General features: G+C 34.7%; 12 protein-coding genes. 9 read left to right on the top strand and 3 right to left on the bottom strand.

Features of this window, described 5'->3' with window-relative positions:
- Window positions 1-15 precede the first annotated feature (15 nt).
- The 8 genes from ACOOWA_RS15340 to prfH all read left to right on the top strand — a co-directional run bounded on the left by ACOOWA_RS15340 (window position 16) and on the right by prfH (window position 9,340).
- Window positions 16-2,061 carry a prolyl oligopeptidase family serine peptidase gene (locus ACOOWA_RS15340; protein WP_421376948.1) on the top strand — a complete coding sequence of 682 codons (2,046 nt, stop codon included), beginning with the start codon at window positions 16-18 and terminating at the stop codon, window positions 2,059-2,061.
- Between the two features lie 28 nt (window positions 2,062-2,089).
- Complete coding sequence (locus ACOOWA_RS15335; RefSeq protein WP_421376553.1) at window positions 2,090-2,470, top strand: DUF5071 domain-containing protein; 381 nt, start codon at window positions 2,090-2,092, stop codon at window positions 2,468-2,470.
- Window positions 2,471-2,718: 248 nt separating this feature from the next.
- A complete protein-coding gene (scpA, locus tag ACOOWA_RS15330) occupies window positions 2,719-4,836 on the top strand; it encodes a methylmalonyl-CoA mutase (protein ID WP_421376551.1) in 2,118 nt (705 codons plus the stop codon).
- A 66-nt stretch (window positions 4,837-4,902) separates the two neighbouring features.
- Window positions 4,903-5,403, top strand: a complete 501-nt coding sequence (locus ACOOWA_RS15325) for a hypothetical protein (RefSeq protein WP_421376549.1) — start codon at window positions 4,903-4,905, stop codon at window positions 5,401-5,403.
- Between the two features lie 171 nt (window positions 5,404-5,574).
- A complete protein-coding gene (locus ACOOWA_RS15320) occupies window positions 5,575-5,934 on the top strand; it encodes a M28 family peptidase (RefSeq protein ID WP_421376547.1) in 360 nt (119 codons plus the stop codon).
- Window positions 5,935-6,476: 542 nt separating this feature from the next.
- Window positions 6,477-7,217, top strand: a complete 741-nt coding sequence (locus ACOOWA_RS15315) for a hypothetical protein (RefSeq protein ID WP_421376546.1) — start codon at window positions 6,477-6,479, stop codon at window positions 7,215-7,217.
- 18 nt (window positions 7,218-7,235) lie between these two features.
- On the top strand, window positions 7,236-8,627 hold the full coding sequence (locus ACOOWA_RS15310; protein WP_421376545.1) for an RtcB family protein: 1,392 nt from the start codon (window positions 7,236-7,238) through the stop codon (window positions 8,625-8,627).
- 56 nt (window positions 8,628-8,683) lie between these two features.
- Window positions 8,684-9,340: a peptide chain release factor H gene (prfH, locus tag ACOOWA_RS15305; protein ID WP_421376543.1), complete on the top strand. Its 657-nt coding sequence runs from the start codon at window positions 8,684-8,686 to the stop codon at window positions 9,338-9,340.
- Window positions 9,341-9,442: 102 nt separating this feature from the next.
- Here prfH and ACOOWA_RS15300 read toward each other — a convergent pair whose 3' ends face one another.
- Window positions 9,443-10,315 carry a DMT family transporter gene (locus tag ACOOWA_RS15300; protein WP_421376541.1) on the bottom strand — a complete coding sequence of 291 codons (873 nt, stop codon included), beginning with the start codon at window positions 10,313-10,315 and terminating at the stop codon, window positions 9,443-9,445.
- A 98-nt stretch (window positions 10,316-10,413) separates the two neighbouring features.
- On the opposite strand from ACOOWA_RS15300, the gene ACOOWA_RS15295 reads away from it, so the two are divergent.
- Entirely contained in the window at window positions 10,414-10,854 is a 441-nt protein-coding gene (locus ACOOWA_RS15295) for an Lrp/AsnC family transcriptional regulator (RefSeq protein ID WP_421376540.1), read from the top strand.
- 389 nt (window positions 10,855-11,243) lie between these two features.
- Here the strand turns inward: ACOOWA_RS15295 and ACOOWA_RS15290 are convergent, their stop codons facing one another.
- The gene (locus tag ACOOWA_RS15290; RefSeq protein WP_421376539.1) at window positions 11,244-11,531 is read right to left on the bottom strand and encodes a cytochrome C; all 288 of its coding nucleotides are present in this window, start codon (window positions 11,529-11,531) and stop codon (window positions 11,244-11,246) included.
- Window positions 11,532-11,557: 26 nt separating this feature from the next.
- Window positions 11,558-11,851: a cytochrome C gene (locus tag ACOOWA_RS15285; protein ID WP_421376537.1), complete on the bottom strand. Its 294-nt coding sequence runs from the start codon at window positions 11,849-11,851 to the stop codon at window positions 11,558-11,560.
- Window positions 11,852-11,878 lie beyond the last annotated feature (27 nt).

Raw genomic sequence — 11,878 nt, 5'->3', positions numbered from 1 at the left:
TTTTACGCTCAGAAAATGAATTATCCTAAAGCTATTATAGGAAATCAAACCGATACATATTTTGAAACAGCCGTCGCAGATCCGTACAGAGATTTAGAAAATGATTCAGAACCAACAAAAAAATGGGTGGATGAAGAAGTCGCTTTTAGTCAGAGATATTTGTCGCAAATTCCTTACAGACAGGAAGTTGTAAAGCAATTAACTGACATCTGGAATTACGAAAAGATTGGCGCACCTTTCAAAGAAGGAGATTTTACCTATTATTACAAAAACAACGGACTTCAGGCGCAATCAGTTTTGTACAGAACCAATAATAAAACAAAAGCAACGGAAGTATTTTTAGATCCAAATAAATTTTCTGAAAAAGGAACGACTTCTCTTGCCAATTTATCGTTCAACAAAAAAGGAAATTTAGCAGCTTATTCAATCTCAGAAGGCGGTAGCGACTGGAATAAAATTATTATTCTTGATGCGATCACTAAAAAACAAATCGACGAAACGATTGTTGATGTAAAATTCAGCGGGGTTGCGTGGAAAGGTGATGAAGGTTTCTATTACTCAAGCTACGATAAACCGAAAGAAGGAACTGTTTTGTCTGGAATGACAGATAAACACAAGGTTTATTATCATAAATTAGGAACAAAGCAATCTGCTGATCAATTAATTTTTGGTGGAGAAAAAACGCCAAGAAGATATTTAGGAGCTTATCTTTCCGAGGATGAAAGATATCTGATCATTTCTGCAGCAAACGCAACGAACGGAAACGAAGTTTTCATTAAAGATTTAAAGAAAAACGGTGATTTTATCCAAATAAACAAAGGTTTTGATATCAACGCAAATATTGTCGATACCGATGGTGACAATCTTTATATTTTCACAGATAAAGACGCTCCAAATATGCGTCTGGTAAAAACAAACATTCAAAATCCTTCACCAGAAACCTGGAAAAATGTTATTCCTGAAACGGAAAATGTATTGGGAATTTCTGGCGGTGGCGGTTATTTTTTCGCAACATATATGGTTGATGCGATCGATAAAGTAAAGCAATTCGATAAAAACGGGAAATTAATCAGAGAAATTTCTCTTCCCGGAAAAGGGAATGTGGGAGGTTTCGGAGGTAAAAAAGATGAGAAAGAAATGTACTATTCTTTCAGCAATTATATTACACCCGGAACAACATACAAATTCAATGCAGATACCGGAAAATCTGAAGTTTATCAAAAACCGAAAGTGAAATTTAATCCAGAAGATTATATTTCAGAACAGGTATTTTACACTTCAAAAGACGGAACAAAAGTTCCGATGATGATTAATTACAAAAAAGGAATCAAGCTCGACGGGAAAAACCCGACTATGCTGTATTCTTACGGTGGTTTCAATATCAGTTTACAGCCATCTTTCTCGGTAGTTAACGCAATCTGGATGGAAAATGGTGGGATTTATGCCGTTCCAAACATTCGCGGAGGTGGAGAATACGGTAAAAAATGGCACGATGCGGGAACGAAAATGCAGAAGAAAAATGTATTTGATGATTTCATCGCTGCCGGAGAATATTTGCAGTCTAAAGGGTATACTTCTAAAGAATATATGGCTCTTTCAGGAAGATCAAACGGTGGATTATTGGTTGGTGCAACGATGACGATGCGTCCCGATTTGGCCAAAGTTGCTTTCCCGGGAGTTGGCGTTCTTGATATGTTGAGATACAATAAATTCACAGCAGGAGCAGGGTGGTCTTACGATTACGGAACTGCTGAAGACAACAAAGAAATGTTTGATTATTTAAAATCTTATTCGCCTGTTCATAATGTTAAATCAGGAACTTGTTATCCATCAACAATGATCATTACAAGCGATCATGATGACAGAGTTGTTCCGGCGCATTCATTCAAATTCGGAGCAGAATTACAGGAAAAACAGAAATGTGCTAATCCAATTTTGATTAGAATTGAGAAAAATGCAGGTCACGGAGCGGGAAGAGCAACAGACCAAGTAATTAGCGAGAATGCTGATTTGATTTCTTTTGCTTTGTATGAAATGGGAATTAAAAAGCTTGGGAAATAGAATTAAGCTTTCTTAATTGAAATCATCAATGAATGTAAAAGATTTAGTGCCGAAAGAAAAAGGAGACAACAAAAACATTGAGAAACTTAAAACTCTCTCATTTGAAGAGATTGAGCCGATTATTCCTGATTTATTAGTTTGGCTTCAAGATATTAATTGGCCGATTGCAGGTGATGTTGCTAATGTATTACAACCATTTACAAAGAAACTAACTCCTTATCTGATGGAAATTTTCAAAACCAATGATGGTCTGTGGAAAATGTGGATTTTAACATTTTTCGGAAAAGAAACAAAAGATGAAATTTTATTAAAAGAGATTAATAGAATAGCTAAAAATCCGACGTTTGACGAGATTGACTGTGAAGTCAATTTGGAAGCACAAGCAATTTTAGATGGGAAATATGTCTAGATCAATTAATGATAAAGCGATTTTGTAGAAATATAAAATCGCTTTTTGTTTTGTCAAAGAAATATTTCTTGCAATACATTAATCCTGTAAGATGAAGATCATTGTTGGAAATATTTTACACAACGTAAAAAAATCTAAGATTAAATTCTTTGATACTAATGTGTTTAAAATTCTTCGTTTAAAATTGAAAATCAACCACAAAACATTCCCCCAAAAATGCTTACTTTTAAAATCTTAAATCAAAACTCATGAGAAGGGAAATTCAAAACAAAAATCCCCAGTTTAGCCTTTCAGAAAAGCATTTTGAAATCTATCAGTTCGAGAAAGACGGACTTGAATTAAAGTCAAAGTACGCTCCAGAAGATATAAAAGATAAAACAATTGCAGACAGTTCTCCGGGAATTGCGCCTTACATGAGAGGTCCTTACTCCACAATGTACGTTCAGAAACCGTGGACGGTTCGTCAATATGCAGGTTTTTCTACTGCGGAAGAATCGAATGCTTTTTACAGAAGAAATTTAGCGGCAGGACAAAAAGGGCTTTCTGTAGCTTTCGATTTGGCTACACACCGAGGTTATGATTCTGATCATGCGAGAGTTGTGGGAGACGTAGGAAAAGCTGGTGTTGCGATTGATTCAGTGGAGGATATGAAAATTTTGTTCAATGAAATTCCTTTGGATGAAATTTCGGTTTCCATGACGATGAACGGTGCGGTTTTGCCGATTCTGTCTTTTTACATTGTGGCAGCGGAGGAGCAGGGCGTTTCTCAGGATAAGCTTTCAGGAACCATTCAGAATGATATTTTGAAGGAATTTATGGTTCGTAATACTTACATCTATCCACCAACTCCTTCGATGAAAATTATTGCTGATATTTTTGAATATACTTCTAAAAATATTCCGAAATTCAACTCAATTTCAATTTCAGGGTATCACATGCAGGAAGCGGGCGCAACGCCGGTTTTGGAAATGGCTTATACTTTAGCTGACGGTTTGGAATATGTAAGAACAGGAATTAAAGCAGGAATGAATGTGGATGATTTCGCTCCAAGATTATCCTTTTTCTGGGCAATCGGGATGAATCACTTCATGGAAATTGCAAAAATGCGTGCTGCAAGATATATTTGGGCAACATTGTTGAAACAGTTTAGCCCACAAAATCCGAAATCTTTAGCTTTAAGAACACACTCACAGACTTCGGGTTGGTCTTTAACAGAGCAGGAACCATTTAACAATATTACCCGAACTGCGGTTGAAGCATTGTCTTCAGCTCTAGGCGGAACTCAATCTTTACATACAAATGCTTTGGATGAAGCAATTGCACTTCCTACAGATTATTCGGCGAAAATTGCAAGAAATACACAGATTATCCTTCAGCAGGAAAGCGGAATTTGTGATGTCGTAGATCCGATGGGAGGAAGTAATTTGGTGGAATCTTTGACTCAGCAAATGATTGAAGAAGCGATGAAGTACATTGATGAGGTGGAAAAAGAAGGCGGAATGACAAAAGCCATCGAAGCAGGAATTCCAAAAATGAGAATTGAGGAAGCGGCTGCAAGAAAACAGGCGAAAATTGACAGCAGCGAAGAATTTATTATTGGTGTAAATTCTTTTAAATCTGCTTTAGAGCAAACTCCAATAGAGATTTTAGATATTGATAACACAGAAGTTCGCAGAAAACAAATTGAAAGATTAGATTCAATAAAATCAAGTCGAAATTCTGAATCTGTTGAGCAAATTTTAAATGAAATCCGGGAATCTGCAAAAACCGGTAATGGAAATCTTTTAGCATTATGTATCGAAGCAGCCCGCAGGAGAGTTACTTTAGGTGAAATGAGTGATGCAATGGAAGAAAGTTTCGGACGTTATAAAGCGAATATCAGAACAATTCAAGGAGTTTACGCAATGAATGCAGGAAAAAACGAATACTTCGGAAAAGCTCTGGAGCTGACTCAAAAATTTGAAGAGCAAGAAGGTCGTCGGCCAAGAATTATGGTTGCAAAAATGGGACAGGATGGTCATGATCGTGGTGCAAAAGTAGTTGCAACGGCATTTGCAGATATGGGATTTGATGTGGATGTCGCACCATTATTTCAAACTCCGGAAGAAGTGGCAAAACAGGCGGTTGAAAATGATATTCACATTTTAGGTGTTTCAAGTTTGGCAGCTGGTCACAAAACTTTGGTTCCGCAGGTAGTTGAAGAGCTGAAAAAACTTGGAGCTGATGATGTTACAATTGTTGTCGGAGGTGTAATTCCTCAACAAGACTATGAATTTTTATATGCCAACGGAGCTGATTTTATTTTCGGTCCCGGAACAAATTTACCGAAATGTGCGGTTGATATCTTGAATCGATTTCTAGATTAAAATGTGATTAAAATCCAATAAGTTGCACGACGTTTGCACTGTAAGTTGTAACTAAAATAAAATATTATGGCTTATACAGTAATTTCAGTATTTCCGGAGACTGTTGATACAGCGGAAATCAAAACACAACTTATCAATAATGGATTTCAGGAAGCAGATGTGGTAGTTTCCACTTCAAAATTTGATAATGATTCTACTTCTGAAGATTATCAGGAAGATGAAAAAACAAAAAGTTTCTGGGATCACATTTTTGTCAATGATAATGAGATTTTAGCAGCCTACAGTAAGCAAAGTGTAGGGAAGATTAATTTGGTAGTTTATGCATCCACTCTTGTAGAAGCGCAAAATGCCAAGAAAATTTTAGATCAGCACGGCGCTTTAAAAATTTATAATAAGCCATCTTTCAATGAATCAGATTTTGAAACAGCAGGATTGCCGGAAGATGTGTACAACGGAATTATCGCAAAAGCAAAACACAATGTTTACTTTTTAGATGAAGAAAGGGTTTATTCGCCAAAAAGCAGAGGAATGGGAGATACCATGGATGGTTTGGGATCAAAAGATTAAAAATTAATTATTTAATGAATCTTAAAAATATATTGAAGCCCGCAAAAAGAAATTTTTTTCTTTTTGCGGGCTTATTTTTTATAGGATTTTTATTATTCGGAGCTATTGAAAAACAGAGAAATTTCCCTAAACCAAAGGTCTCAGCCGATATCAATTTAGTACAAAAAACATTTGAATGCTCTTGTTGAGACACCAGAGTTTCGCAATCATAAAAATATAGAACAACTTAATTCTGTTGCGGGCTATATCTTTAAAAATTTCAATGAATATAGCAATAATGCTAATTTTCAAGAGTATATGGTAGATGGCAAAATGTATAAAAATGTCATTTGTTCTTTTGGGACAGAAAATAAAAAAAGAATAATTATTGGTGCTCACTATGATGTTTGTGGTGATCAAAAAGGAGCTGATGATAATGCAACAGGCATTACTGCGCTTTTAGAATTGGCCAGAATGTTGAAAGGCCAGAAACTTAATTATAGAGAATCAATGTATACTCATATAAAATACCAATGCATTTATCCTTCTTGATTATCAGCATGATGAAAAGAAAAGATTTCTGAATTTTTTTTTTGCAAATTAAAAAATTCCTATATCTTTGCATCTGAAAATCAAGTTTAACCAATTAAAAAACAACGAAGCAATGTTCAAATTTAATTTACATTCATCAGTAGGATTGCCTTTTGCAAAGGCAAGGCTTCGTGGTTTGGTACACTCATAGAATAACAGTATATTGAAATATCAAAACCCGAAGTCATAAGATTTCGGGTTTTTTATTGCGCAATATTTCAAACTCAAAACAAGTTTCCCCGAAATCTTTTTTATAAAATTTTTAGGAGCTATTTCCCGCTTTCCACTATATCTTTTTTGCCAATGCTTTTTTCCAAGCCATGCAAAAAAAAGGATGTCGTTGCAATCGGGGCTATTAATAATGCTCTGCCAATTAGTAAACCTCATAGGTTTCAAAAACCTATGAGGTTTGAATCAACGACCAACTAAAAATCAAGTTGATAAACAGTTAATGTGATTTATGGAAGTCCAGCTTCAAATATCTCACCTTAATTTCTAAATTTATGGAAAAAGATAATCTTTTGCTTTTTAGATTACGAAGTCTGAGAAGCAGAAAAAGAATAATAAGAAAAGATGTAGAAAAACAGATCAGACAAAAGTATAAACGGAGTGATGATCTTTGTGAATTAAGAAGGAAAATCCCGTTAATGCCTCTCAAAGAGCCATATCAAAAAGGATTTGTAAGATTTTTCGTGGTAAGAGATGATGTGAAACGTTCCAAAGATGCTGATTTTTTTGATGGAATTCTGAACAAAATCAATACAAAAATGTATTCTCCAACCCGAAAATTTTTAAAAAAGAAAAGAAAATTCGGACGAAGAATCTATGTTGAAAGAGAGCAGAAATTGGTTCAGCTTTCAGTTCATCAATGGAACGATCCAAAATTGGCATTAACAATCAGAGAAAAGCAATATTTCCTCAGAATAGAAAACTATTGTCCGATCAGAAAGAAATACAACGTTTATTACAAATTTATCGAACCATGGAGATTTGTGTTAAGAGTGAAACCCAATATAATCACTCATTATAAACCTTTAAATTCAGATTTGGATAAAGAAATCGACGAACTCGATTCTTATTTAGGTCAACATAAAATTCGGGGAATTATCCATAAAACAATTTATGGCAGATCAAATTCCTGGAAAGATAGATACAAACGTGATCCGTTGAAAAGCAGAAAATGCTTTCACTACGAAATGTCTGCAACAGAGTTTGCAGAAAGTTTAGAAGACAGTTATGTCTAAAATTTTAAAACAAAAACAATGGGAAATTTAAAACTAAAAGGAAAAGATATATTAAAATTAGGCTATCCAAATAATCAGAGTGTCAACATTGCTCTGGAAGTAATGAAAAGAAACTTCGCCACTAAAAATATTCATCAGGTGAAATCTTTATTAAAGGAAATCCAGCAAAATCCGGAAAAATTTGAAAAAGATTTAACCTTCGGACAAATTGCAGAAGCTTTGCTTTCATCTAAGAAAACAGAAAAAAGAATGCTCAATACAAATCGTGCCTCTTTCCAGATTTTCGGAAACAATATTTCAGATGAAGCAAAAAACCAACTCTACACCGCTTTGAAACTGCCGATTGCAATACAGGGAGCTTTAATGCCCGATACACACAGCGGTTACGGACTTCCAATTGGTGGAGTTCTCGCCGTGGAAAATGCTGTAATTCCTTACGGAGTCGGAATGGATATCGGTTGCAGAATGTCGCTCAGTATTTTGGATACTCCTATTTCATATCTTGACGGATCGAGAGATAAATACGAAAAAGCTCTTGCCGAACACACCAAATTCGGAATGTATGAAACGCATAAATCTCACGTCGATCATGAAATTTTCAACAGAGATACGTTTGATTTGATTCCGATTTTGAGAAGATTAAAAGGAAAAGCCATCAAACAAATGGGAAGTTCCGGCGGTGGAAATCACTTTGTAGAATTCGGGGAAGTGGAAATTACGGACGAAGACCAACAAATGAATCTTCCAAAAGGAAAATACCTTGGAATTCTTTCGCACAGCGGTTCGCGTGGATTGGGAGCAGAAATCGCCCAGTATTATTCGAGAGTTGCAACAGAACAATGTCCGTTGCCGAAAGAAGCACAAAACTTTGCCTGGCTGGATTTGAATACGCATCTCGGAATCGAATACTGGACGGCGATGAACCTCGCGGGAGATTACGCTTCGGCTTGTCACGACGATATTCACAGAAGATTGGTGAAAGCAGTTGGCGGAAGAGTGAAAGCCAGAATCGAAAACCATCACAACTTTGCGTGGAAAGAAATCCACCACGGAAAAGAAGTGATTGTTCACCGAAAAGGCGCCACTCCAGCCAACGAAAATGAATTGGGAATGATTCCAGGTTCGATGACCGCAAAAGGTTTTATCGTACGGGGAAAAGGAAATCCAAATTCTTTAAACTCAGCTTCACACGGAGCCGGAAGGGAATTTTCAAGAGGAGAATGCAGAACCCGTTTTACTCAAAATGACATTAAGAAAGAATTAAAATTCAAAAATGTCACTTTAATGGGCGGAAATGCCGAAGAAGCACCAATGGCGTACAAAGACATCAATGAAGTGATGAACGCTCAAAGTGAACTGGTCGATATTCTCGGAACTTTTCAACCTAGAATCGTGAAGATGGACAAATAATTTATCAAGAAACCTTCAAGGTTTCAAAAACCTTGAAGGTTTAAATTAAAAACAAAATGGACAAAACCATACAAATAACCTCGGGAAGAGGACCTTTAGAATGTCAATGGATAGTTGCTAAAGTTCTGAAGGTTTTTCTTGAGGAAGCAAGACAAAGTAAAATAGATTACGAAATCATCCATCGTAAAAATGGTGATGAAAACCTGACTTTGAAATCTGTGACTTTACTTTTAAAAGGAAAAGAAGTCAATGAATTTCTAAAATCCTGGCTCGGAAGCATTCTTTGGATTGGAAAAAGTACTTTCAGAAAACTCCATAAACGAAGCAATTGGTTTATCGGAATTTTCGAAATGGAAGATTTGGAGAAAATTAATTTTAATGAAAAAAATATTCAGTTTCAAACAGCGAGAAGCCAGGGAAGTGGCGGACAAAACGTGAACAAAGTAGAAACCGCAGTTCGTGCAACGTATCTGAAAACCGGACAAAGTGTTTTCGTGCAGGATTCTCGTTCGCAATTGGAAAATAAAAAACTTTCGATTATCAGATTAAAAGAAAAGGTGATGGAATTTCACATTCAGCAATTAGAAAGAAGAATGCAGGAAACGTGGAATAATCACTTGAATGTTCAGCGTGGAAATCCCATCAGAACATTTTCAGGATCCGATTTTAAAAAGAATCATCAGAAAAAATCTTTTAAAAAGGACAGTCCATAAAAAATGGATTAATTAATTTTACATATCATTGGAATAAACCCTCTGCCTTTCATAGAAAGATAGAGGGTTATTTTATAGAGAATTGTGAATTTTATTACGATTTTATTTAGATGAAGCGGGGGCTTTTTTCTCTTTTTTAGCATAATATACACCTGCCAATATTATTATTATCCCAAGAATTTCTTTTAAAGATAGGGTTTCTCCGAAAATAAAATATGCATAAACAGCTGCAAATACAGGTTGGCTTAAAATAATGACAGAAGAAAGCAAAATGCTAATTTTCCCCAAACAATAGCTTAATAATCCTTGTCCTAACAGTTGAGAAAATAAAGCTAATCCTATTAATATGGATAATTCTTTGACGTTTGGCGGAAATATTATTGTTTCAGTGGTTTGCGCAGCAATTAATAATACAGGAATAGAGCCTAAACCGCTGATAAACATAAGTGTAGCTGCGTCAATTTTTAATCTGACTTTATATACACTTAGTAAAAATAAACCATAAAATACGGATGCCAGAAAGGCCAAAAAATCTCCTTTATAGTTTCCACTGCTAGAAATACTTAGTTTTCCGGACATTAAAAGCAGAATACCAAGAATAGAAATTCCTAAACCCAGTAAAAAATTCTTGCTGGGCTTTTCTTTAAACAAAAAATAAGATAAAGGTATCGTTGTAAAGGGGACTAAGTTTACAAACAGATTAGCATTTGCCACCGATGTAAGATGGAAAGAAGTATTCCAAAGTATCAGGTCAATTGCCAAGAAGACTCCACTGAATAAAATAATGATCCATGATTTTTTATCTACAGTTTTTATTTTTTTATACACAAAAGGTAATAAGAATATCAGAGAAAAAAGGATTCTGAATAAAGCTGTGTTAATGGGCGGAAGACTGCTTAATTTCACAAAAATACCACCTGTGGCTAAACACATTACAGCTAAAAATGCTAGAAGAATTGTAATATTAAATTTCATCAATTTATTTTTTGTTTAGCAAATCTCTACATTTAGTAAAAACAAATTACTTTTGTAATTAAAGAATTTTATCAAAAAACTTTCATTTCTAAATAATTATGCAGCTAGATCAATTACATCATGCTATTTTGCATGAGCTACAAATAAATTCTCGTTTTTCTAATACTGAAATCGGGAAAAAAATTGGGCTTACAGCTCCGGCAGTAGCTGAACGAATTCGTAAAATGGAAGAATCTGGTATCATAAAGTCTTTTACTGTAAACTTAGATTTTGAAAAATTAGGTTTTAATGAAAATGTAATCATCGGAATTGATATCCCTTATTGCGATATCCCACCATTTTTAAAAGAAATTGAAGATATAAACGGCATTCTGAAAGTGATGAAATCTACCGGGGATTTCTGTCTTATTGTACATTTAGTATCTAAAAGTGTTTCTCAATTAGAAGAAATTATTACTCGTTTCAGCAAGCATGGAAAAACATCCACATTTCGGATATTGGCATTTCCCTTAGAAAAACATATGGTGAGAATAGATTAAAATTATACTAAGAATTATATAAAAAATTTGAATTTTATGATAATTAATCACGAATTTCTAAAATTATTACTGCTGAATTCTTAGTAAAATACTTTGATCACCTCAGAACAGAAGACAGGATACATTATTACAAAATGTTTTTCTTCAAAGAAAATATTTTGTAATAATGTAATATTAAAAGAAGATAATTTTACAAGTCATAAGAATCAATGCTCTAAAAAGGCGACCTGCAATTAGTTTCGAGGAAAGCTCGAATAATTTACTATTTTGTATGATTCTTAAAACTACAAAAACTAAAGATTTACTCCTGAAAATAATGATTTGATTTTGGAATTAAAGTAAATGATTTCTATATAAAACAATTTTTCAGGAACAATATTTTTGAGGGCTTATTTTTTATTTACAGAAATCAAATAATCATAGACCATTTGATGCTGCTCATCACTCAATTTCGCTTTTGATGCCATTCTGCTTAATGTTTTTACCCATCCTTGGTCGTCATGTTTCGCAGGATCCGGTAATTTGTGACATCTGTTGCATGAATTTTCGAAAACCGTTTTTCCTTGGGCTAAATGTTCAGCCGAAGAAAATTTTGGTCCGGTTACGGCGGTACTTTTCGGCCCGCAGGAAACCATAAAAGCAGATCCTAAAATCATACTCAAAGCTACTTTTTTCATAATGATATTTTTTGCTGGTTGAATGTTTATTTTTTTACAGAAACCACATAATCATAAACCCACTGGTGTTGTTCCTCAGTCAGTTTTGCTTTTGGCGCCATTGCATTCATAATTCCTACCCATTGTACAGAAGTGAATTGCGTGGGTTCATATAATTTATGGCATCTATTGCAAGACGATTCGTAAATTGTTTTTCCTTGTGCGATCTGTTCTGCTGTACTTGTTGCAGATTTTGGAGCTTCGGCTACAGTAGTTGCTTTTGGAGTACAAGAAACTAATAAAACGAGAATAACAGTTGCTGATGCAAATAAACTTTTCATGAATTTTTATTGTTTAAAACAAAAATA

Origin of the sequence: Chryseobacterium sp. GP-SGM7 (assembly GCF_049166575.1) — a bacterium.
GTDB lineage: Bacteria > Bacteroidota > Bacteroidia > Flavobacteriales > Weeksellaceae > Chryseobacterium.
This window is presented reverse-complemented; position numbering and strand designations above follow the sequence as displayed.